Origin of the sequence: Streptomyces sp. NPDC018019 (assembly GCF_044327805.1) — a bacterium.
Classification (GTDB): domain Bacteria; phylum Actinomycetota; class Actinomycetes; order Streptomycetales; family Streptomycetaceae; genus Streptomyces.
Genome location: NZ_JBIRGD010000005.1, coordinates 245098 through 265698, shown reverse-complemented (window position 1 = coordinate 265698; position 20601 = coordinate 245098). Strand labels below are relative to the sequence as shown.

Annotated in this window: 25 protein-coding genes; 3 read left to right on the top strand and 22 right to left on the bottom strand. The window is 68.2% G+C overall.

Translation table 11 applies throughout. The features are described from left to right. Positions 1 to 267: 267 nt before the first annotated feature. The 14 genes from ACH4FX_RS11320 to ACH4FX_RS11255 form a co-directional block, all read right to left on the bottom strand. Positions 268 to 963 (bottom strand): hypothetical protein, encoded by a 696-nt coding sequence (locus tag ACH4FX_RS11320; RefSeq protein ID WP_398477484.1) that lies wholly within the window; start codon positions 961 to 963, stop codon positions 268 to 270. Positions 964 to 1081: 118 nt separating this feature from the next. Continuing rightward, positions 1082 to 1606 carry a hypothetical protein gene (locus ACH4FX_RS11315; protein WP_398477482.1) on the bottom strand — a complete coding sequence of 175 codons (525 nt, stop codon included), beginning with the start codon at positions 1604 to 1606 and terminating at the stop codon, positions 1082 to 1084. Then, positions 1603 to 2079: a hypothetical protein gene (locus ACH4FX_RS11310; protein WP_398477481.1), complete on the bottom strand. Its 477-nt coding sequence runs from the start codon at positions 2077 to 2079 to the stop codon at positions 1603 to 1605. Before ACH4FX_RS11310 ends, ACH4FX_RS11315 begins: the two co-directional genes overlap by 4 nt. Positions 2080 to 2099: 20 nt before the next feature. After that, the gene (locus ACH4FX_RS11305) at positions 2100 to 2618 is read right to left on the bottom strand and encodes a hypothetical protein (protein ID WP_398477479.1); all 519 of its coding nucleotides are present in this window, start codon (positions 2616 to 2618) and stop codon (positions 2100 to 2102) included. A 99-nt stretch (positions 2619 to 2717) separates the two neighbouring features. Continuing rightward, positions 2718 to 3398 (bottom strand): hypothetical protein, encoded by a 681-nt coding sequence (locus ACH4FX_RS11300; protein WP_398477477.1) that lies wholly within the window; start codon positions 3396 to 3398, stop codon positions 2718 to 2720. Then, positions 3395 to 3748, bottom strand: a complete 354-nt coding sequence (locus ACH4FX_RS11295) for a hypothetical protein (protein WP_398477475.1) — start codon at positions 3746 to 3748, stop codon at positions 3395 to 3397. The genes ACH4FX_RS11300 and ACH4FX_RS11295 overlap by 4 nt, the downstream gene beginning before the upstream one ends. 111 nt (positions 3749 to 3859) lie before the next feature. After that, a complete protein-coding gene (locus ACH4FX_RS11290; RefSeq protein ID WP_398477473.1) occupies positions 3860 to 4204 on the bottom strand; it encodes a hypothetical protein in 345 nt (114 codons plus the stop codon). Between the two features lie 152 nt (positions 4205 to 4356). Continuing rightward, positions 4357 to 4815 carry a hypothetical protein gene (locus tag ACH4FX_RS11285; RefSeq protein WP_398477471.1) on the bottom strand — a complete coding sequence of 153 codons (459 nt, stop codon included), beginning with the start codon at positions 4813 to 4815 and terminating at the stop codon, positions 4357 to 4359. An 18-nt stretch (positions 4816 to 4833) separates the two neighbouring features. Then, positions 4834 to 5325 (bottom strand): hypothetical protein, encoded by a 492-nt coding sequence (locus ACH4FX_RS11280; RefSeq protein ID WP_398477469.1) that lies wholly within the window; start codon positions 5323 to 5325, stop codon positions 4834 to 4836. Between the two features lie 134 nt (positions 5326 to 5459). After that, positions 5460 to 6476, bottom strand: coding sequence for a hypothetical protein (locus ACH4FX_RS11275; RefSeq protein WP_398477467.1), 1017 nt, complete (start codon positions 6474 to 6476; stop codon positions 5460 to 5462). Positions 6477 to 6566: 90 nt separating this feature from the next. Next, a complete protein-coding gene (locus tag ACH4FX_RS11270) occupies positions 6567 to 7751 on the bottom strand; it encodes a PD-(D/E)XK nuclease family protein (protein WP_398477465.1) in 1185 nt (394 codons plus the stop codon). Positions 7752 to 7783: 32 nt separating this feature from the next. Continuing rightward, on the bottom strand, positions 7784 to 8896 hold the full coding sequence (locus tag ACH4FX_RS11265) for an AAA family ATPase (RefSeq protein ID WP_398477463.1): 1113 nt from the start codon (positions 8894 to 8896) through the stop codon (positions 7784 to 7786). Between the two features lie 44 nt (positions 8897 to 8940). Then, on the bottom strand, positions 8941 to 9279 hold the full coding sequence (locus ACH4FX_RS11260) for a hypothetical protein (protein ID WP_398477462.1): 339 nt from the start codon (positions 9277 to 9279) through the stop codon (positions 8941 to 8943). A gap of 163 nt (positions 9280 to 9442) precedes the next feature. Then, complete coding sequence (locus ACH4FX_RS11255) at positions 9443 to 10018, bottom strand: hypothetical protein (protein ID WP_398477460.1); 576 nt, start codon at positions 10016 to 10018, stop codon at positions 9443 to 9445. Between the two features lie 508 nt (positions 10019 to 10526). On the opposite strand from ACH4FX_RS11255, the gene ACH4FX_RS11250 reads away from it, so the two are divergent. After that, complete coding sequence (locus ACH4FX_RS11250; RefSeq protein WP_398477459.1) at positions 10527 to 11990, top strand: DUF2079 domain-containing protein; 1464 nt, start codon at positions 10527 to 10529, stop codon at positions 11988 to 11990. A gap of 107 nt (positions 11991 to 12097) precedes the next feature. On the opposite strand, the gene ACH4FX_RS11245 is transcribed toward ACH4FX_RS11250, so the two are convergent. From ACH4FX_RS11245 to ACH4FX_RS11215, 7 genes are all read right to left on the bottom strand, one after another. Further along, positions 12098 to 12487 carry a hypothetical protein gene (locus tag ACH4FX_RS11245; RefSeq protein ID WP_398477457.1) on the bottom strand — a complete coding sequence of 130 codons (390 nt, stop codon included), beginning with the start codon at positions 12485 to 12487 and terminating at the stop codon, positions 12098 to 12100. A 422-nt stretch (positions 12488 to 12909) separates the two neighbouring features. Then, entirely contained in the window at positions 12910 to 13764 is an 855-nt protein-coding gene (locus tag ACH4FX_RS11240; RefSeq protein ID WP_398477456.1) for a hypothetical protein, read from the bottom strand. Continuing rightward, complete coding sequence (locus ACH4FX_RS11235) at positions 13761 to 13967, bottom strand: DUF5999 family protein (protein ID WP_398477454.1); 207 nt, start codon at positions 13965 to 13967, stop codon at positions 13761 to 13763. The genes ACH4FX_RS11240 and ACH4FX_RS11235 overlap by 4 nt, the downstream gene beginning before the upstream one ends. 241 nt (positions 13968 to 14208) lie before the next feature. Beyond that, complete coding sequence (locus ACH4FX_RS11230) at positions 14209 to 14694, bottom strand: LuxR C-terminal-related transcriptional regulator (protein WP_398477452.1); 486 nt, start codon at positions 14692 to 14694, stop codon at positions 14209 to 14211. Next, complete coding sequence (locus ACH4FX_RS11225; RefSeq protein ID WP_398477450.1) at positions 14691 to 15425, bottom strand: hypothetical protein; 735 nt, start codon at positions 15423 to 15425, stop codon at positions 14691 to 14693. Before ACH4FX_RS11225 ends, ACH4FX_RS11230 begins: the two co-directional genes overlap by 4 nt. A gap of 57 nt (positions 15426 to 15482) precedes the next feature. Further along, complete coding sequence (locus ACH4FX_RS11220; protein ID WP_398477448.1) at positions 15483 to 16346, bottom strand: hypothetical protein; 864 nt, start codon at positions 16344 to 16346, stop codon at positions 15483 to 15485. Positions 16347 to 16636: 290 nt separating this feature from the next. After that, the gene (locus ACH4FX_RS11215; RefSeq protein ID WP_398477447.1) at positions 16637 to 17137 is read right to left on the bottom strand and encodes a hypothetical protein; all 501 of its coding nucleotides are present in this window, start codon (positions 17135 to 17137) and stop codon (positions 16637 to 16639) included. 572 nt (positions 17138 to 17709) lie between these two features. Here ACH4FX_RS11215 and ACH4FX_RS11210 point away from each other — a divergent pair. After that, positions 17710 to 19059: a hypothetical protein gene (locus ACH4FX_RS11210; RefSeq protein WP_398477445.1), complete on the top strand. Its 1350-nt coding sequence runs from the start codon at positions 17710 to 17712 to the stop codon at positions 19057 to 19059. Between the two features lie 22 nt (positions 19060 to 19081). Then, positions 19082 to 19645 carry a GNAT family N-acetyltransferase gene (locus tag ACH4FX_RS11205; protein ID WP_398477443.1) on the top strand — a complete coding sequence of 188 codons (564 nt, stop codon included), beginning with the start codon at positions 19082 to 19084 and terminating at the stop codon, positions 19643 to 19645. A gap of 279 nt (positions 19646 to 19924) precedes the next feature. Here the strand turns inward: ACH4FX_RS11205 and ACH4FX_RS11200 are convergent, their stop codons facing one another. Next, entirely contained in the window at positions 19925 to 20527 is a 603-nt protein-coding gene (locus ACH4FX_RS11200) for a hypothetical protein (protein WP_398477441.1), read from the bottom strand. Between the last annotated feature and the right edge of the window lie 74 nt (positions 20528 to 20601).

The window sequence follows — 20601 nt, the reverse complement described above, 5'->3', positions numbered from 1 at the left end:
TGGTCCCAGCGTGACCGGTGGGACCACGACCGCGCCCGTTGGAAGGGGGACGCGCTTGGTTCATCGGGCAGCGGGCACTCAGCTGGAAGATAGCTTTGGGTGTCCCCGTCGTTCACCCGCCGGTGATTTCTCCACCGGCCTCCGCGTGCCGCCGCGATGCACGAACGACTTAAGCCGATCCCACTCCGCGTTCGTGAGGTCTTCGCGTCCCATGCAGCCAGCCTGGACCCAAGCCTCACTGCCGTCAGGAGAGCCGAGAAACAGTGCCTAAGCGTGGCCGAGCCACAGCACGCCGTACGGAGTAACCCGCGTGGCGAAATCTGCGTGCTCCTCAATGGCGGCGGCCACCGTCGAGCAGTCGATCCGCCCGCACCGGTCCCGGTACGGCTCCAGGTCCCAGTCGGCACGCGTACCGACTACCGAGGCGAAGAGCTGGGTGTAGTTGTTGCCGAACGCCACGACCTGCTTCCGATAAGAATCGTGCAGGTCTCGGAGCCGGTGACGCCGCAGGGGACCGTCGCTGGTCGGCTGCCAGCCGCAGTCCGGCTCCATCTCCGCCGCATCCATGAGGGCGGCCCACGCCACCGCGCGTTCACGCGACCGCGCGGCCGGGGTGAACGTCCAGGCGCCGAGCGCCACCCCCTTGCCGAGCGGCGGACGCCCCTGCCGCTCCATGAGCTCGGAGTGCAGCTCGTACGCCAGGCGGTGGGCCTGGCTGAACGTGCGAGCGCGCTTCGTGGAGAACAGGTAGTGCCATTCCGCGAGGCTGTCCTCGGGCCGGCGAATGCACATGCGCCAAGTCCCGTACCGGCCTCGCGCAGATGGCCGAGCCTCCGCGGCGGCCGTTATCAGGCGTGCGCGCTCCATCCGTACCGCAGTGCGCGGGGCGAGCACGGGTGGATCGGTGATCGTCGTACGGGCCGGATTCTTCTCCGCGCGGAGCTTGCGGATGCTGTCAGACATGGAGTTTCTCCAATCGGGCGGCGGCCCGCCAAACCAGGCGGGCCGCCGTGGCAGCATCATCCATGTAGAGCGTTTTCTACTATGGATGGCGGTGTGGTCAAACGATCGAGTCCCGTATTCAGCCCTGGTCGAGCCAGAGCAGCCCGTATGGGGTCTGCCGCAGCGTGCTCATTGCCGCCTTGCTGATGTCGACTCGAACGTTCGCCCAGTTCACACGGCCGAACGGGTCCCGGTAGGGCTCCACGCCCCAGGTACCTTCGGGGCTGGCAGAGACGATCACGTCAGCCACGGAATCACCGAATCCGACCACTTTCGCTTCATACTCCTCGATCGGCAGCCGGGGCTCCGATGGCTCGGCGGCGCCAGCGTCCGCGCGGGCTGCCCAGGACAGAGCGCACCCCCGGCACGAGGTGCTGGGCCTGAAGGCCACCTCGCAGATCACCATCGGGGTCAGGTGTCGCCTGGCCGTCCCTGCCGATGCCGTTAGGTGCCTGACGCACGCGATGGTCCTGGCGGCAGCTTCGGTGGTGACGGCACTGGGGGACAGCAGGTACGACGAGGTGCCGCTGTCGCGGGTGGGGTCGTGGAAGTCGATGCGCCACGCGCCGTGGAACGGCTCCGCCTGATGGGGCGCGCGCTTCACCGGTCGTCTCCCCATGCTTCGGAGACCATGCGTGACAGCCACAGGCCGAAGCCGGCGGGGTCGTGCCGTATCCAGTGCTCGGAGTAGAGGGCGGCGAATGCTGCGTGCTTTTCCCGCTCGTTGCGGGTGAGCGGAACATCTACGCGGGCGTGGTGGCGCCCGCGTGGCCAGGTCGGCCGGGTGGAGCCGGGCGCGGCGTGGTCGGCGTGCCAGTGGGTGTTGGCGCCGATCTGAAGTGGGGCTTGGAGGTGGAGTGGGATGTCCATCAGGGTGAAGTTGGCGATGCTGGTGTGGTAGATGCCGACGGTTCCGCCGACGGCGTCTTCCGGCAGGTCGATCCATACTCGGTGGCCGTACTCCTCGCGGGGGCCGACCTCGATCACGAAGCGGTTGTAGACGATGGCGGGGCCGTCCTGGGCGTCGTACGCCGCGCAGACGCGGTCACCGGGCTTGTAGGGGGCGGGGGCGGTCATGTGCTCTCTTCCGGTTCTGGTCACTTCTGGGCTGTGGTGGCGTACGCCTTCGCGGCGGCGGCGCGCGTAGCCGTGGCGGGGCATGGGTCGAGGAGGTGCTTCATCGCGGCGAGGAGGCGGCCGGTGTCGCGGTGGCGCCGTGCGCGCTCGGTGATGTTGACCAGGCTGGCGATGTCTTCTGGGCTGGTGGCGTGCGGGGTGCGGCAGGGGCAGGTGCTGGCCGCGTAGGAGTTGAGGGCGTTGAGGGCGCGGCCGTGCTTGTTGATCGAGGCGCAGCCCTCGTGGCGCTTGAGGGGCTTGGCTCGTCGCAGGTGGCTGTAGAAGCGTTCGCCCTGCCAGCCGCAGACCATGCACTGGACGGGCCACTGGACGTCGGATCCGGGGTAGCCGGAGCGGGGGGCCCAGCCGAGTTCGTCGATCCGGGCGAAGGCGACCATGGCTGAGACCAGGTTGCGGGGGGTGGGGGTAAGGCCCATCAGGTAAGGGGCGAGGGCGCGGTCGTCCTGGTGGGCGCCGTTGGGAGATATGTCGTGGTGCACGGTCGGGTGTTTCCTTCCGGTGTCTCGGTGGGGTGGGTGAGGGGGTGTGGCTCCCCCTCACCATTAACTAAATTCTACTATGCCTGAGGCGTGGGTCAACTACGCTGCGTCACCCGAGGGAGCGCCCGCGGCGGTGTTCTGCCGCTGCCGCATCTCCTCCCGGGGGCGGGTGACGCGGTGGCGGGGGTACCAGCCACTGAAGATCTCGTGACCGGCCGGATGGTCGGTGGCCAGCAGGTACCAGGTGCCGGCGGCGAGAGTGTCGACGGACGTGATCTCGAAGTTCACAGGCGAGCCCTCGGAGTCGAGGACGTGGCGTCCATCGGTGTGACGCAGCCAGACGAAGTCACCGGAATTCACGACTGCCCCGTTGTTGTCACCTGCGGACAGCAGTACGGCCAGGGACAGGAAGACCGTCAGGGAGAGGTTGTTGTTCGTCTCGCTGGTCAGCCAGGTGCAGGCGAAGAAGGCGGGGTGCAGTCCGTCGCAGAACTGGTCCAGGGAGCCGCCCTCATTGTCGGCCGTCCACTTGCGCGCGGCATCGATCAGTTCGTGGGCGAAGCGGTCCTCGTGGAAGGTCCCCCGCGCGGCCTGGGTGTCGCGTGCGGCCCATGAGGCGACCAGCAGCAACCGGCATCGGCGGGTGGGGGAGAGTTGCCCCCACAAGTGCAGCAGTGCTTGGTGGTTGGCGAGCGCGAGGTGCGGTTCGGGGTGAGAGAAGTCGGCCAGGAAGCGGGAAGTGGATATCAGGGTGCGGTACAGGGATGCGTTGTCGCTCACGATTGGTTTCTCTTCGTTGCAGTGGATTCGCGGTCCTTCGGCGCCGGGTCAGTAATCGGCGTCGGGGAGGAGTGAAGGGCTTGTGCTGCGCTGGTCAGTGCGTAAGCCTCCGCGAGGCGGCCCAGGTGGATAAGCGCGCAGACTTCGAACATCAGCGTCCAGTGGCATTCGGGCACCGTGTCCGCGAACTCCTCGTAATTCAGGTGCCGTTTGGCGTCGGTACGCCGGGTGAACGCCCGCTGCACGATGTGCTCCATGGCCGCGGTGGCGCGGCGGATCTGTATCGAGTCCAGGTCGAGGTTGCTGATGACTTCGGCAACCGCCAGTAGTGGTAGGTGTTTATGCGGCATCAGGGGCGAAGTTCTTCCAGGAAGTGGCGGGACGCCGACTGGCTCGGGTGAGCGAGTGGCGCGTGACGCGACCCGCCCCGGTCGGGGCGGGCCGTTGCGTGTCAGGAGTGGTCAGCGGATGTGTACGCGGGGTCGGCTGGTGCGCATGACGCGCGGCAGCCGGGGGCCGGAGAACGCGCATCGGGACATCGAGGAGGGCTCGGTGCCGGCGGCGAGGAGGGCGGTGATGGACTCCTCAAGTACGGCTCGGCGGTGGCAGGGAGTGAACTGCTGCGCCCACCGCTCCATGGCTGGTCCGTCGCTGCGGTCCTGGCCGCTCGCGTCGGCGTGCAACTGCCAGCTGTCCACCAGGTAGTTCGCTGCCAGCAGGAGCGCGGCCTCCGCCTGGCGCTCGGTGATGCTGTATTCGGTGGCGGTTGCGAGCACGGTCAGCGGGTCGGGTGTGGGCGCGTTCATGGGGAGTCCTTTCGTTCAGCAGGTGGGTTCCCCCTCCCTGTTATAGCTAAATTCTACTATGCGTAGTGGGGGTGTCAATCACGAACGCGCAGGCCAGAAGCCTGGCGGCGCACTGCGCGCGGGCTTGCAGTTCCCCCCGGCCCGCAGTTCAATCACGCCGCCGCCGTGGCGGAACTCTTGCCCCGTGACCGCTTGCGGATACTCGCCGGGCCGGCCGAGCGCACCTGGGCGCGCAGCGCCACTTCCCGGCACTGTCCGCACAAAGGCTCCCCCACTCGCTCGTGACCGGCCACCCCGCCACTGGTGCCGCAACTCCCGGCCCGCGACGGCAGCTTGCCTAGCGCCGGAGCGCCCTCGGCCTTCGCGATCACCCTTCCGTTGATCCACAACCGGGCTGCGCACACGCCGTCGAACCGGCCGGCTTCCGGGCGCACCCGCTCGTAGCACCGTGAGATGAATAGGCAGGAGTCCGCGCAATCCTGCATCAGTGGAGTGCTCGCGGCGATCAACTCGCTGGGGGAGTCAACCTGTGAGGCGTCGGGCACGTAGCCGTCCCTGGCGGCGCACGGCACAAGGTCGATCCAGGTGGACGGCTTGGTGGGGGTGATCACGAAATGTTCCTCGCGACGTCAGAAGAGGGGCGGGTGGGCCGCGGCGGCAGGCGCAATAGCGTTCAGTGCGGCTGTCGAGCGCAGGGACAGGGCGGCCGAGCGGCGTGACCATGAGCGGTAAAAGAGGGCGTCCCACAGCTCGGCTGTCCGGTAGGGGAGGGGGCACGTCACGTACGCCGCTTCGTGGGCCTGTTCGGCCTCGACTGCTTGGCGCAGGGCCCCGTAGCGCACGGGCGTCAGCCGCTCGGTGAGCCTGTCGTGCACGTCCGTCCATGACAGGCGCCCGGCGCGTGTGCCCGAAGACGTCTGCACCTCGTACGTGAATCCACCCCGGTCGGGAGTCCAGCGGGTTGGGGCTCCGGCGTCGGGCTCGCCCTGTACGCGCCGTATGCGGCGGGGGGTTGTCGGTCGCGCGAAGTGGCGCACCGCCCACGCGGCGCGCGCTTTCGCGTCGGCGAGATCGATGAACTCCAGCAGCTCGGCCGCGGAGAAGAATCCGTGAACGGCCATCTGCCGGTCCTCTTCCGCCAGCTCCGTCGTGATCGCGGAGGGGGGCGCTGTCGGCTCATGCGGCTCTGTGGGGTCGGTCGGCGCGGGAGTGGATGTGTCCACCATGTCCTACCTATCTCTAAAGTTGCGGCCTATTACTGCCTGTCTCTGCTCGCCGCCTCCGGTGGGGGTCCCGTTGCCTTTGCCGGGCGCCAGTAGTCGCTGACGTCCCTTGGCTGGCTGCCCTGCTTGCTCCAGGGGTGGTGACCGGTGAAAGGTCCGCTCGGAATCATAAACGGCGGCCTATTTTTGGGTGGCGTCACCCCCGTCTCAGCGCACTCGTCCACGGCCCGCTGCCGCGCCTTGCGCATCTCCTCAATCCGGCGCCGAGCCACCTCAGACAAGCCATCCCCACCCGGCCGACTCCGAACCTCCGCCAACGTGCTCTCATTCGCCGCCCGCTCAGCCCGTTTGACCCGCTCCCTCTCTGCCCGTTTCTCCGCCTCACGCTGCGCACGCGGACTCGTCCCACACGCCCGGCACGAACGCCCCGGAACATCCCGGTGAGCGGCACACCCCCGGCTCGACATCCCCTCCACCTCCACGGCGGCAGACGCAGGCTCCCCACCGCCACCGGGCAACGGCTCCCCTGCGGCATCAGCCGCGGGGGTAGGGGGGATCTCTTTCTGAAGGTGTTGGTTGTGGTTACTACCTAGAACCCCCGGAGCACCCGCCTCCGGTGAACCGACCCCCGGTGAACCGACCCCCGGAAACCCGTCTTCGGTCGCCGATGGATCCTGCGCCTCGGACTCCAGCTTCTTGGCCAGCTTCCTGGACAACCGGCGTACCTCCAGCTGCTCGTACTCCTCAGCCGCCCAGTCCTGTGCCGTGTCGTACACCTCGGTGAACCGCACGAACCTTCCACCAGGCCCCCGCTCGGTCACCACCCGGTAGTAGCCGAACCTCTTCAGCTCCCGCACCGCCTCCGCCACGGCTTCACGGCCCTCTTTGCCCGCAGCCGCGATCGCCGTGATCCGCACCTGCCAGTTGTCCGGCTTCGATATCAGCCACGCCAGGATGCCCCGAGCCCGAAAACTGAGCCGCTCATCGTTCAAGGTGCTGTTGGGCAACACCGTGAACCCGGAACTCAGGTGGCGGCGCAGAATGGTCACGGAACATGCCTCCAAGGCAGCACAGGGCGCGAAAAGATCAAAAGGAAGGGCGAACCCCGCACCGCGCGTACGGGGCCGCCCAAGAGGGCTTCAGGGGCGTTTGCGGGTACGTGTGACGTTGATGGTGCGCGGCGTCTTCTGCCCCGCCGCATTGCGCATCGGCACCGCCACGCCGGCGCGACGGGCCACGGCCACCATGCCGTCCACGTCCGGAACCATGGGAACCGTCAGCCCGGCGTTCTCGAATGTGTCGACCAACGCCTGAACGTCGGGCTCCTCCTTCGGGTTACCGCCGCCCCAGCTCAGCGCGTTGTCCCCGTAGGCGCCCTCGGGTGAGTCGTCGAGCATCGCCCGCAGCACTTGCTTGCGCTTCCTCGACGCGCTCTCCCGCTCACGGTGACGGTGGTACTCCGCCAGGGCCGCGGCGCGGTCTTCGTCGTCGTGCACCAAGATCGTCTGCACCGGGGTGCCCGGAGCCGCGCCTGGCCAGCACGCCGACGCCCACGGGCAGTAGTCGCACAGCGTCTTCGTCGGCAACCCCGGACCGTCGTGATCACGGGACAACTCCTCGGGGGAGTCTGCTTCCAGAACCCGGTCCACCCACCACCGGGCCTCATCCGCCAGCCATGGATCGAAGTCGATCTCGTCAATGTGCTCTTCGCCCGTGTCCCGGCAGATGAAGCGGAAGCGGATTCGTTCGACGTTCACCGGGCCTATCCGGTGCAGGTATCGCTGCCCCGGCACATCAGCGAATCCGACTGTGCGCAGCAGATCGGCGTACAGCAGGACCTGCCGCATCTCAGCGGCCGTCGGCCCGTACCGCACGACCCGGTCCCATACGCGGCTGGACTTCGTCTTCACGTCCTCCACCGTCAGCACCTCGGCCGGCTGGCGTGGCCGGTGCCGTTTCGGCAGGCGAGCAGCCGTTGCGGCATCCAGCTGTACGACGTCGATGTGCCCGCGGATCCGGTCGTCGGCGACGGCGCGTTCCACCAGCCAGCCGTATTCGGTGCGGGCCGACTCCAGCAGTCCGGCGTGGATGTAGGTGCCGAGGATCGCGGCCTTCTTGTCCGGCGTGTCCGTGGGCGGTACCTGGTGCACGACGTATCCGGCGCGCCGTTGGCACACGGTGTCGGACGCTCCGAGCTGTCGTTGCTGTGACCGGGGGCGCCGGGCGTCGACGGCGGCAGCGGCATCCCAGATCGACACCGGGGCAGGCTCGGTCAGTGTTGCAGTCACGCGGTTCTCCAAAAGGGCACGCTGGCTCGCCCGCAACGGCGGGCCAGCGTGAAACGAGGCAGGGAAGATCAGGCGGTGGGGGCGTACGGGTCCTCATCGAACGGATCCGGCTCCGGTTCGCCCTGCTCGTCCTGCTCGGCGAGGACCGCGGCACGCAGCCTGGCCGCGTCGCTCGTCGGGTCCTCGATCTTCGGCGGGTTCTTCAACGCCGCTACCTGCTGGGTGATCGCGTGACGCACCACGTTGACCTCGTCCCGGGTCAAGGTCTTGTCCGCCCCGACCTCCTTCCACAGCTTCTGAAGCCCCGGAACCCCGTGCTTCTCGGCCGTCTCCTCCACCTTCGCGATCCAGGGCTGAGCCAGGTCCCCGGTCAACTGCGGGGCCTGGCGCGGCGCCGAGTGGGGGCCGCAGCCCATCAGGTCGAAGACCAGCGACTCGATCGAGAAGTTCGGCATCGCCTTGGGCTTGCCCTCGCGGGGGACCTGGAACTTCAGGGAGCGGGCCCCCACCACGTAGGCGTGATCGTCGCCGCGCAGCAGCCGCACCCACACGGTGGCGTCGAACGCGAGCGACTTCTGGCCCTCGACGCGCCAGGTCTTCGTGTTCGGTATGGGCTCTCCCGCTCCGTCGATGGCCTGCACTTCCTTGCCGCGCGCCAGCAGAAGCACGATGCCGGGCATGGTGCGCACCAGGTACATCACCCGGTTCCACCGCTCAGTGGCGTCGTTCCACAGGTTCATGCCCGGCTTGATCTCCGCGTCAGGGTCAAAGCGCAGCTTCTTCTGCCCGGCCTTGCTGCGCCGGCCGCGGTCCTGCGTCCAGTTCACGAGCATCCGCCACAGCAGAGATACCGAGTCGATCACCAGCACGACGGGCGGCTCTCCTGCGGCGGCGGCGCGCTTGGCTTCGGCGTGCACGGCTTCGATCTGGCCGAGAATGTCGCGGTAGGTGCCGTTGTGCTCGATCAGCAAGTAGTCGGCCCCGGGTACGGCGGCGTACTCGTCGGCGGTGTCCTCGCCGAGTTCCAGCCAGTACGCCTGGCCGGTGCGGTCGCACCCGGTGAAGGAGGCGGCCAGGTAGCTCTTGCCTGCCTTCTCTTCACCTTCGAGCAGGATCTTCGGCCAAGGGATGGCGCCCGTCGGCTTGCGGGTGCGCAGCTTCGGGACGGTAGGGGTGGTCATACGGTAGCTCCAGTCCAAGAGGTTTTAAAAACGACGGCCTATTACTAAGCCGAGCGAAGGCCCCGAAGCTCGAAGAGGTGCGACCACTCTGGGTGCAGGTCGATGAGCTTGCGCACGTACCTGGACCGGTAGTCGTTGTTCAGCTTCCACGACTCGCCGCGAGTCGCCCTGCCGTACTGCCAGCGCAGGACCTCGAACAGCATCCCGATGCCCACGCGCTTGATTCCTTGATTGACGCAGTCGGCGGTCAGCGCCTCCAGCTGGTCCAGGATCCACGGGTTGAGCTGGTGAAACGACTCGAAACGGTCCTGGATGCTCGCGCTTCCGGGCGTCTCGGGGTGCCGCAAAGGCGCAACGGGCAGTTCCAGCTGTTCGGGAACCATGATCCTCCCCCTCCGTTCAAATGCTGCGGCCTATTTTGCGGCATGGGGCGCACCTGATCAACATGCCCCCCTTCGGTGAATAAATTCTACTATGTTTGGGGTGGGGGTCAACTACGGAAATGGCGGCGATGACCGCCTGGTCACCACCGCCACCTGCCCCGCCTTACTGCTCCTGCTGCGCCTTCTTCGCGGCCGCACCGCGCTTCGCGATGAACGAACCCGGCCCGTCGTACCGGCCCGCCCGCAACGCCTCCGCAACCTCCTGCTGGAGCTGCCATGTGGACTTCCGGGACTTCTGCATCGTCACCTCGGCGGCATCGAGCACCGTGTCCAGGAGCCACACGCGGGAGCCCGACAGCACATAGTCCGCCGGCGGCAGCATCCCCGTGTTCCGAGTCGCCGCCTGGGCAGCTGCCACCTCGCCGACCCCGAACAGCTCTCCATACTCTTGCGTGCCGACCAGGGGCGGCAGCTCGCCCTTCCTCTTCGGGCGTGAGGTCGCCTGCTGTTCCTCCAGCACCTCCTCCAGCAGACCCTCATCCAACTGGCGCCCCTTGCCGCCGGGCGGCAGCGCAACGTCAATGACGAGCCCGCCCGGCCAGAACGGCTTGCCGGAGACGATCGCCGCATCCTCGTACGACAAGATCCCGGCCGGCACCCATCGGTCACTGACCGCTGTCGGTGCGATGTTGTACACCCGCGCGATTTCCTTACGGCCAAACAGCAGCGGCTTCGCCACAACGGTCTCCTCTCCCGTCCCGAACCAGGAGTAGCAGAATACGCTTAAGCGTCGTGTGGTCGAATGCCGGGCGGGACTGTCGGTAGCCACTGCTAGGGTGAAGGCACCCTTTCCAAGAGGTGTAGTGAAGGCCCCGCCTCCCATGGATGCGGGGCCTTCACCGTTCACACCTGGCGCTGGAGGCATCAGCTTGTTCGCTGCCTCTCAGAGTTGACCTGGGTAGGCCGGTGCAGGGCGTGTGGATCAAGTTTCGGGACGCGGCGCGGCCGGGCGAAGTAGCGTCGTCGCCATGATTCTGCGACGGGACCGAATACCGGGCCAGGGCGCCGTCTACTTACCACGTCAGCGCCCGGCTGGGCAGGCTGCTGTCTCGGTTGGCGACCTTGAGCGGCCGTGCTCGTCGACCCCTGCGCCGTGGCGCGGTGGCGCAGGGCGGGGCTGGGCGCTGGCGCTGTTGTGTTTTCTCGTGTGCTGCGGTTTGGGGTGGCAGTCCTGGACGGCCCTGCGGGTGACGGGCTTCGATCTCGGGATCTTCGACCAGGCAATTCGGTCGTATGCCCATTTTGAGCTGCCTAGGTCGCCGATCAAGAACGTGCATCACGAGTTCCCGCCGGACTTCTCCCTCCTGGGTGATCACTTCTCTCCTGTGCTGGCACTGTTGGCGCCGCTGTACTGGGTGTGGGACGACCCGCGGATGCTCATCCTCGCCCAGGCGATCCTGTTCGCCGCCGGGGTGCCCGTGGTGCGCAGGATCGCCCGGTACTGCTTCGCAGACGCCGCTCCGTCTGTCACGCGGCGAGCGGCCGATGGGGCGGGGCTGGTGTATGCGCTGGGCTGGCCGCTGCTGAACGCCTCGTACGCCGGCTTCCACGAGGTGGCCTTCGCCGTGCCGATCACCCTGCTGATGATCGAGCGGGGCCTGGCCCGCCGCTACGGCGCCGCGGCGCTGTGGGCGGCTCTGCTGTGCACGGTCAAAGAAGACATGGGGCTGGTGGCCGGGATCTTCGGGCTCGTCCTGGCGGTACGCGCACACCGCTCGGGCCACCGCGCCGGACGGGCCATAGGCGTAGCGGTGATGGTGGCCGGGCCACTGGTCTCCGCTGCCGTGATCACCTGGTTCCTGCCGGTGATGGGCAGCCCAGCCGGCTACTACTGGTCCTACGGCCGCCTGGGAGCAGCCCCGGGCGGCGCCTTGCGGCACATCCTCGCCGAACCATGGGTGCTACTTCAGGTCGCCTGTACCCCGGCCATCAAGGTGGCCATGCTCGCATGGGTGTTGGGCACTCTGGCGCTGCTGCCGCTGGGCTCGCCCACCATGCTTCTCGCGCTGCCGTTGCTGGCGGAACGGGTGCTGTCCGACAACCCCAACCACTGGCCCGTGATCAACCATTACGACGCTTTCCTGTGGCCGATCCTGCTCACCGCCGCCCTGGAAACCTTGGCGCGGCGGCATCGACGCCGAGTGAGGCAACCGGCTGCCCGGTGCCCCCGGCTTCCGGGGCGATGGGCGATCGCCGGCCTCATGCTGAGCTCGGCGGCCGCGGTCTTCCTCGGCTTGGGCATCCTGGTGTACCCGGGCTCCTGGCGGCCCCCGGCAGACAAACGCGCCCTGGCCCAGGCGGCCGGGCGCATCCCCGACGGAGCCACCGTCGAGGCGGACAACACCATCGCCCCGCGTCTGACGGCCCGAACCGACGTCGTCATCGTCGATGCGACCCCGCGCGGAGCCGACTGGGTCCTGATGCGGGAGAAGAAACGTGCCTTCCCCTTCGCCACGGTGACCGAACAGCGCGACCGGATCAGTCTGCTGCTGGCCCATGGGTATCAGGATGTGTGGCGCCGGGACGGGGTGGTGCTGCTGCGCCGCGTGAGCCCCGTACCTATTCCGGGCAGGAGCCGTCCCGGTCCCGGCAGCACTCCGGTCCGTGAACAGGTGCCCGCGGACGTGGGGCGCAACCTGTTCCAGCGGTAGAGGGCATCCGGCCGGCGGGCGGAAACACCGGCGGGGCCGGAGAGGGAAATCCCTGCTCCGGCCCCGCGTTGGTGCTGGGACGCTGATGCGCCCAGGTATTGGCTTGGTTACCGGCTGACCTTGCCGGTCATCCAGGTGCCCCCAGTGTTCTTGTCGATCAGCTTGCCACGGCAGGCGCCCTGGCTGCCCACGGAGAAGACGTAGGTCCTCACCTGCCCCGCGGAGATGTAGAACGACCCCTCGTCACCGAACCAACGCCCGTTGTCACACACCAGGTTGAAGTCCGCGTGTGCCTTGCCACCACGCGTCTTGTGGTAGCTGATGTCGTAACCCTTCGGGTCGGCGGACAGACACAGGCTGCCACTGCCGGTGTTGACGCAGGAGGTGCCGGCGGTGATGGCAGGTGCGGCCTGAGCCGACGGCCCGAAGGCCGCCATGGCCCCCACCATGGCAACGGTCGACAGCCCAACGCCAGCCATACGGCGGACAATGGTCATTTGTTCCCCCTTCTCAGCATGTCGCCCCTCTTGAGGCGACGAGGAGGAAGCTACCAACACGAAGTCGAGCGTCCGTGCGATTAGCGGCCCTATGTTCAGTGTTCTGGACGTCTCTCAAAGCAGGGTTTGAATGCGTCAGCCCCAGGGAACCCGAGCATCCTTTGCGTCCCATGAGCATCATGCTTCACTTGAATAACAACTTCCGCTTCAAGCGCCTGTTTACCGTGCGTCGACTGAGCCGCTTTGGGCTGCTCGTGGCTCAGACGTCACTGTGGCGCCAGTGGTATGAGAAGTCTGGAACTCGCCCGTAGCGGCCGGCCGACTATGGGAGGCCGCACACCGGCCTACTCGCCGTTGAACAACTGGAACCGCACTCTCCAGAAGGCGTAGTGAAGGCCCCGCGTCCTACGCATGTGGGGCCTTCACCATTCGCACCTGGCACTGGACGGATCAGCGTGTTCGCTGTGCCCAGGGCGTCCGCGGAGCGGCGGGCGATCAGCGATGGGCACTTGGAAGGGGATGCCCGGGCTGCGCATGCGCCGAACGGGCTTGTCGAACCGCCCTACCGTGTGCCGGATGCCCCTGACGAGAGGTTTCTCGTGGATACGGCGGTCGACCAGCACTTGCCACGCAAGGCCGTCATCGTCGCTGACCTCGTAGCGGCCGGGCCGGCGGGGGGCCAGCTCGGCAACGGTTCGTGCGCGTTGCGCCGCGGCTATGTAGGCGTCGGCGAGCGGCGGGAGAACGCCGCCGCTGTTCACGTGCTGGGCGTAGTCCCACACCACGTCTTCGCTCATCCTGACCGGCAGCGATGAACTGAACGAGAGCAGGTAGCGCCAGGGAAGAATGCTGTCGGCGGGGGGCAGGGCTCCGTGTACCGGCGGGAGCCACAACCGTGCTCCTTGCGGTGGCGGGTTCGCCTGGAGGTGGCAGGACGCCGCCGGGTGGCTGGTGCGGTACTCGTAGGCGTGCAGCCCGGTTTTCCCCACGACCATCTGGTGGCACAGGCCGCGGTTGTTGCTCCGGTCGCGTACGCAGTACAGCCCGCGCTCGACGGAGTGCGTCCAGGTGCCGGAGATGATCAGGTGCATGGTGAGTGCCCGTAGCAGTCGGGCGCCGAACCAGGTGTCGATGCGGTGGATGCCGGCGAAGGCGCCCTTGATGGCGGGGGAGACGTACATGGTGTGCGGGGCCCGCAGCGCGGTGGCGGGAGCCTCACACGGTTGCCAAGTCGTGCCCTTCAGCAGCCGTGATTGGGGGTTGAGGCGGTAGGTCACGTCACCCTGCCTGCCACTTCACGGCGGCCGGGTCGGCACGGGCGGATCACCTGGCCGTCGGGCAGCAGATCCCCGGTGTCCTCGAAGTGCACGACACCGTTGCACAACAGGCTCCAGCCCTGTTCCGGATGGGAGGCGATCAGGTGGGCGGCGTCCCGGTCGGTGGCGTCGGCCGTCGGGCAGGGCGGCTGGTGCTGGCACATGAGCAGTCCTTTCACGACGCGTTGACGGCCGTTACATCAGGCCGTGCCGGCTGGGGTCCATGCAGCGGCCCTCGGTGGTGCCGCAGCCGATGCAGCCCTCGCCCTCCGGCGGGTTCTGGTCGTCCGGCTCGCTGGTGTTGTGCTCGGTCATGGGGTTCCTCGCGGCGTGGATGGAGGGATGGTGAGTGGGTGCCGCTCGGTGCGCCGGGTGTGATCGCTCCGGCGTACCGAGCGGACGCTTTCAGGCCGCCCGGCCGGTGCGGGCAGGGTCGGCCGGGCCGGAGCCGGACGCGGTCTCGTTGAGGAGGCGGTGCTGCTCGCAGATGCGCATCGCGTCGATGCGGTCCTCGGCCCCCAGCTTGCTGAACAGCTGCGCCACGCGGACTTTGACCTGGTCGGAGGACTGGCCGGTCTGCTCTGCGATCTCGGTCAGCGTCAGGCCGGTGGCCACGGTCCGCAGCAGACGCTTCTCACCGCCGTCCAGCGTGGGGGCTTGGCCCCGAGGCATGCCGGGGTCCAGGTGCCGGTCGCGGAAGGCGATGCGGGCCAAGGCCGCGCGGTGACCGTTGACGCCGAGTTTGCGGCGTAGCGAGACCAGGTAGGTGCGCACGCTCGTCGGGGCCAGGAACAGTGCGTCTGCGATCTCCTGGTTCTTTTTGCCCTGTGCGACCAGGATGAGCAGTTGCTTCTCCCGCGGGGTGACGTGCGCCGGGTTGGGGGTTGTCATCGGCTTCTCCTTCGAGCGTGTGTGGCACCGGTGCGTGAGGGGGCGGGTCCGGGGCGGGTGCCGGTGGCGGGGGAGGGCTGCGGTGCCCAGGCCGATTCGACGGTGCAGCCGGTCAGGGTGGCCACGAGCTGGGAAGCCAGCACCCAGCGCACGTCCGGGGCGTCGTAGAGCCGGATCACCTTCGCGGCCGGGACGGGCAGCGGCCGGCCGGGGAGGTAGAGCCGTCCGAAGATGCCGTCGAGGAGCGGTTCGCGTACGCGCACGGTGACCCAGTTGTCCCGCAGGTGCGGGCACCGCTCGGTGACCTTCTCGACGCAGTGGCCGCGGCATACGGGCGGGTGGACGGTCAGCTCGCCGTCCGGCCAGTCCGGCCGGTCGGCGCGGCCGTCTTCCAGCAGCCACCTGATGCCCTGCCCGTTGCGGTCGGCCGGCTGGCGGCACACCTGGCAGCGCAGGCGCCGCATCGCGTACCGCTGGCGCACCGAGTGCACCTTGGCAAACAGCGGACTGCCTGCGCCCTGGTTGACCTGGCGCCGGACCCACAGCACACCGTGCCGGTCCCGGTCGTGCAGCTGCTCGTCCGCGAAGGCGATCCCGTCCCCGCCCCGGGCGAGAATGACGGGGGCGGGAAGTTCATGCTCGGCGCTCCAGCGGCTGACGTACGGGACGAGTTCCGGCGGCCAGGGGACGCCGGTGGCGGGTTCTGCTGGTGCGGTTACGGGGATGGTCATGGCGGGCTCGTTCTCTTGTGTCCATGGAGAGGAGTACGGGGCTGGGGGCGCGCGGTCTCATAGGCCGACGCGGCGCAGCCACGCCTCGGGCTGGTGGATCTCTTCGTCGGTCGGCACCAGGCACAGCTCGTGCCAGACCTTGTTGAATCGCGCGATGTCACCGACACCGGCCACGGCCGCGGCGACGAAGCGCGCCCCGTCGTCGCGCGGGTCCAGGGCCGTACCAGATGGTTCCGGCGGGGCGGGGGTGTGCTGCTGTGCGCGGCGGTTCTGCTCGCGACAGAGCCGCTGATGCAGCCGGTAGCGCCAGGAACGACGTAAGACGTTCTCGGCCGACGGCCCGCCGAACGTCTCGCTGGTGTAGTGGCGTTCGGCCCATTCGGCGTGGCCCTCGAACAGGACGGGCACCGCACGGTCGTCGAAGGCGTAGCGGCGCACCGACAGGCGGGGCGGGACGACCGCGCCCTGGCTGGCGAGCACCTGCCCGTGATGAACGCACTCGTGCACCAGAAACCGGTGCAGGGCCAGGCGGTCGCGCCGGATCCCGGTGTGGTGCAGGGCCCGCGGCGCGATGAGCGTCTGCGGCCGGCCGTCCGGGTCGGTCAGCGTCATGCCCTCCTGCAGCGGCCAGGTCAGCGCCGTCCTCCTGCGCCAGGACTCCACCTTGTGCGCGGCTTCCGCCCGCTCGCGCTCGTAGACCTCAGAGCCGGCGAACGCCTGCTGCACGCCACGCTCGACGTAGGCCACCACCTCCCTCCGCCAGGTGCGGGGCGTGACCAGCCGGAAGGTGACCGTGGGCGTGGCCAGGCCGGTGATCTCCTCCAGCCGCGGTGCCGCCTCGGTCAGCACCTGCCGGATCTGCCGGGCCAGCCGGCGCGCCCGGCCGGTCTCGTCACGAACCTCCACCTCGATGCCGCTCACGACGCACCATCCGGAGTGTGGAGGGGCTCAGGTGCGGTGGCAGGCAGGGGCGCGCTGGCGTGGAGCGGCACGGTGATCGGCCCGGCGGGGGTGCGCTCTATACGCACCCGCCCGAGGTACTGCGGGGCCGGGCCCGGGCGGCGCACCGACCACGGTGGTACGAGGGAGTGGGAGGTCATGGCTTCTTTCGAGGCGAGTGAGCGGGAGGGACGGGCCCCTCCGCCGGGAGCAGGCATGGACCACGGGGCCCGGCGAAGGGGCGATACGGGAGGCCGGAAGACGTCGTCCGGTCAGGCGCGCAGGACGGTGACCAGCTCGCCGAGGCCGTACAGGGACGGCAGGCACACCACGGCCGTCAGCACCGCTGCGCCCGGGTGCCGCCGCAACACCCCGGCGGCACGGCGCGCACACCCCGCACGCCGGCGGCGGGTCCGGGACGGTGCCGGTGGCCGTTGGCTGACCGGCCCGGTGCGGTGCCGGGGCAGACGCGCGGCGACGGCGGCGGCTGGCGGGGCCGGGCAGCGGTTCAAGGCGTCAGGCCCCGCCCTCAGATAGCACACCTGCTGCTGGAGCACCTCCGCCAGGTGCACCATGTGCAGCGTCGGGCCCAGCGGGCCGGGCGGCGTCTCCTGCTGGACGTGCCGGGCACGGGCGAGCAGCAGCCGCAGGACATGCGAAGAGTCTTCAGCGGCCTGGTCACTCAGAAGGGCCGTCACGTCCTGGAGGTGCTTCTTCAGCCCGGCGATGCGGCGGTGCACCTCGGCGTCCGCCAGCAGCGGCGCGTCCTTCATCAACACCGCATCGGCCGCATGGGCAGCCTCGCGGACGATGTCGCCGTCACGGCCAGCCCTGAGGCAGACCAAAGCTCGTTGTAACTCTTCGACACCCCAGGGGCGTTGCGGCTCCCGATCCCTGTGCGCCATTTCCATCATCAACGACGGGTGCGTGTCTTCGAAGGCGTGGGCCGTGATTCTCGCGGGGGGCATCATGTGCGCTCCAATGCGTGGCGCAGGCGGGCCCCGGGGAAGCATCACCCCGGGCTCTTCGGTGTGCTTGCACAGGTGCCTCGCCAACGGACCGAAGCCGGCAGCTGCGGTACGGAACACACCGGTGTACGACGGGCACAGCTTCCGCAGAGTCCGGGACCGCGATCGTTTCGGCGAGACGCTATGAGCCTGTTCGTTGACAAACCCCAGATCCATCCGCAGGCCCACCTCACATCTCCCTCACTGCGGCGGGCGGGCGGTGCGCGGCTCCCTCATATGCGCCTCATAGTCCGCAAACCAGCCGCTTTTTGCCGAGAGTTGGGAACAGATAGCTCTACCGTCGAAAGGGAAGTGCTGAGCCGAGGGGAAGGCACAGGATGCACACGCTGTTCCGGGCGCTGATCGACCAACGCGAGTGGAAGGCGTTCCCGGCATTCCGATCGCGGTACCAGCAGGCAGCCAAGGAAGTCGCCGCCGCCGAGGACAACAACCCGGCACTCAAGGCTCTGACGCTGTCCGACGCCACCTTTGAACGCTGGTACTACGGCACGCACACCCCTCGCGGGGACGCCCGGCGAGTCCTGGTCCACATGTTCGGCTACTCGATCGATGAACTGTGGGCCCAGGCTCCCGCCCAGTTACCCCCGGCCCACCCGCACGGCGCCGCAGCAACAGACACCAGCGCCGACGACGGCGCACACCTACAACAGATGGGACGGCAAGCAGCCATGGCCGCACGGCGCGCAATGCAATTCGCGATAGGAGCCGAACACGGGCAGATCGGAGAGGAGACCATGGGCTACGTCCAAGACCGCGTACGCGACCTCGCCGCCCGGTACACCCGCGTCCCGCTCGCGGAAATCCTCGATGACCTCACCGAAACCCAAGAGCAAACGTTCACCCTGCTGGAAGGCGACCGCGCCACCCCGGACCAGTCCCGGGACCTGTACCTGCTGTCGGCCCTGACCAGCGGCATGTATGCCAAGGCATGTCACGACCTGGCCGATCCCGGCTCGGCGATGATGCACGCCCGCGCCGCCAGCGTCTGCGCCACCAAAGCTGGTCACACCCCGATGCAAGCCTGGGTCAGCGGCCTGAAATCCCTGATCACCTACTGGGCGGGCGAGCCCGGCCGGGCCCTGCACTTCGCGCGTTCCGCCGCAAAGACCGCTGAGGGCCAGCGCGGCAGCGTCACCGTCTGGGCGGCCAGCCTGGAAGCCCGCGCCGCCGCCCTGCTCGGCGACGAGGAGACCGTCCGCCAGGCCAACCGGCGCGCCACCGAACTGCGCGAATTCTGCGAGCCGGACGAGCTCGACTCTCTCGGCGGCCTGCTCGTCTTCCCCAAGATCCGGCAGGACTACTACGAAGTCGAAGCCAAGGCCCTCCTGGGCCACGGGGACGCCCGGCTGGTGGCACAGGCCGAGGAGACGGTCCGCGGATACAGCGACCCCACCGACCCGCACTGGGCCTTCGGTGACGCCGCCGGAGCACAGACCGACCTGGCACTGGCCCGGCTGTACACCGCCGAGCTGGACGGCGCCATGGAAGCCGTCCGCCCAGTCCTCGACCTGCCGCTGCGGCAACGCAACGCCGGCATCGTCTACTCCGTCAACCGTGTCGCTGGCCAGCTGAACACCGGATATAGCCGCGACTCCGTGGCGGCGCGCGACCTGCGGGAGGAGATCGAAGCGTTCGGTCGTCTGCGCCCCCTCGCTCTGCCCCGGTGATCGGCGAGTAGCATCCGCGGTCATGTACCCGGTCACCCGCCACAGCACCCGCCTCGCACTGCGCGAGCTGACGATCGACGACGTGGACGCCGTGCACGCCATCTACGGCGACCCGGAGGTTACCGAACACCTCAGCTTCACGCCGCGCACGCGCGATGAGGTCGGCGGCATCGTCGCCCGGGGCATCGCCGCAGCCACCGCCACCCCGCGCCAAGAGTACGTACTCGCCGTCGTCACGCAGGGGGACGACGGCGACCTCATCGGCGTCACCCGCCTGGCCACCGACCCCCACCAGCAGAAGGCCGCCACCATGGGCTTCGCCCTGCGGCCCGACACCTGGGGCGTCGGCTACGGCCGGGAGACCGTACGGCTGACCCTCGACCTGGCCTTCACCGAACTCGGCCTCCACCGCGTATGGGCAGCACGGGCCCCGCGCAACGAGGCATCCGCCAAGACCCTCCTCGCCGCCGGCATGGTTGAGGAGGGACGCATCCGCGGTCACGTCTACGTCCGGGAAGCATGGCGTGACTCCATCACGTACGCGATCCTCCAGGACGAATGGCAAGCCCACGCTGACACGCAGTAGGAGGGCGTGGTTGACTGCTCCGCCGGACCCACGGGAATAGGCTGAAGGCCCCGCCAGTGGCGGGGCCTGCCTGGTTAACGTGGCTCGCGCCTGCGCACCTGCACATTGACGTGGATGTGACTGGCGAAGCACGTACTGCCGCCGGCTGTAGCTACGGCTACAGCAGCAGCAAATTCTCCCTTACACGACAGGAATGCCGCAGTCACGACGGCCAGGAACCCGGTTATGGCAAGGAACCAGTTTAGAGCGACAGAGGAGCCATGGCCTCGACCAGTTCCGTCAGGCGAGCGCGTCACCGAGGACCCCTTCTTTGGTGGGGTAGCAGGACCCGGCGGCACAGCAACGCGCCACCCCGCTAAGTTTTTCAGCACTACTCACGTAGCGCGACAACAACACACTCAAGTCGTCGTAGCCAGTGTCCCAAACGAGCGGCCTGTAGGGGTACTCGATCAGCGGCTGCTCGTTTGCCTCACTGGCGTACGCTGCCTTTACGGCCTCAACAAGATCACTCGGCCTAGGCGCGACCTCGCCGGGCAGCAGGGCGATGGTCTCCGTGTGTGTGGTGCAAGTCTTCAGGCCCCACCCGCGAGGGTGCGAGGCGGCGTATTCCCAGCAGAGCAGCCCGATGCCAGCGGCGCCGTCACAAGGTGAGAAGTTGATCTCTGCCGACCTGTGCCCTTGATCGAACTTTGCGAACCAATGCAGGACACTGACACCCGAGCAGTCCAGTTGCTTGATGACTGCTGCGATGTACGGATGGTGAAAGACGTCGCGTGAAATTACCCTGAGTGAATTGCGCTGCTGGCGCGCTACGGAGTAAGGCACCCCTGAAGCTGCTTTGACGAGCTGTGCGGCGCGTTTCCTGGTTGCATGGCGAACCATCTAGTTCCGTCACCGGCGATTACCCACACCTCGCCTTGGTCTGCACGCGAACCAGTAATGCGCGATCCACCAAG

Coding starts and splice junctions, on each gene's coding strand:
- ACH4FX_RS11320 (WP_398477484.1), bottom strand. CDS start 963: ATGTCTGACAGCATCCGCAAGCTCCGCGCGGAGAAGAATCCGGCCCGT.
- ACH4FX_RS11310 (WP_398477481.1), bottom strand. CDS start 2,079: ATGACCGCCCCCGCCCCCTACAAGCCCGGTGACCGCGTCTGCGCGGCG.
- ACH4FX_RS11295 (WP_398477475.1), bottom strand. CDS start 3,748: ATGCCGCATAAACACCTACCACTACTGGCGGTTGCCGAAGTCATCAGC.
- ACH4FX_RS11290 (WP_398477473.1), bottom strand. CDS start 4,204: ATGAACGCGCCCACACCCGACCCGCTGACCGTGCTCGCAACCGCCACC.
- ACH4FX_RS11280 (WP_398477469.1), bottom strand. CDS start 5,325: ATGGCCGTTCACGGATTCTTCTCCGCGGCCGAGCTGCTGGAGTTCATC.
- ACH4FX_RS11265 (WP_398477463.1), bottom strand. CDS start 8,896: ATGACCACCCCTACCGTCCCGAAGCTGCGCACCCGCAAGCCGACGGGC.
- ACH4FX_RS11260 (WP_398477462.1), bottom strand. CDS start 9,279: ATGGTTCCCGAACAGCTGGAACTGCCCGTTGCGCCTTTGCGGCACCCC.
- ACH4FX_RS11245 (WP_398477457.1), bottom strand. CDS start 12,487: ATGACCATTGTCCGCCGTATGGCTGGCGTTGGGCTGTCGACCGTTGCC.
- ACH4FX_RS11235 (WP_398477454.1), bottom strand. CDS start 13,967: ATGTGCCAGCACCAGCCGCCCTGCCCGACGGCCGACGCCACCGACCGG.
- ACH4FX_RS11230 (WP_398477452.1), bottom strand. CDS start 14,694: ATGACAACCCCCAACCCGGCGCACGTCACCCCGCGGGAGAAGCAACTG.
- ACH4FX_RS11225 (WP_398477450.1), bottom strand. CDS start 15,425: ATGACCATCCCCGTAACCGCACCAGCAGAACCCGCCACCGGCGTCCCC.
- ACH4FX_RS11215 (WP_398477447.1), bottom strand. CDS start 17,137: ATGAAGGACGCGCCGCTGCTGGCGGACGCCGAGGTGCACCGCCGCATC.
- ACH4FX_RS11210 (WP_398477445.1), top strand. CDS start 17,710: ATGCACACGCTGTTCCGGGCGCTGATCGACCAACGCGAGTGGAAGGCG.
- ACH4FX_RS11205 (WP_398477443.1), top strand. CDS start 19,082: ATGTACCCGGTCACCCGCCACAGCACCCGCCTCGCACTGCGCGAGCTG.
- ACH4FX_RS11200 (WP_398477441.1), bottom strand. CDS start 20,527: ATGGTTCGCCATGCAACCAGGAAACGCGCCGCACAGCTCGTCAAAGCA.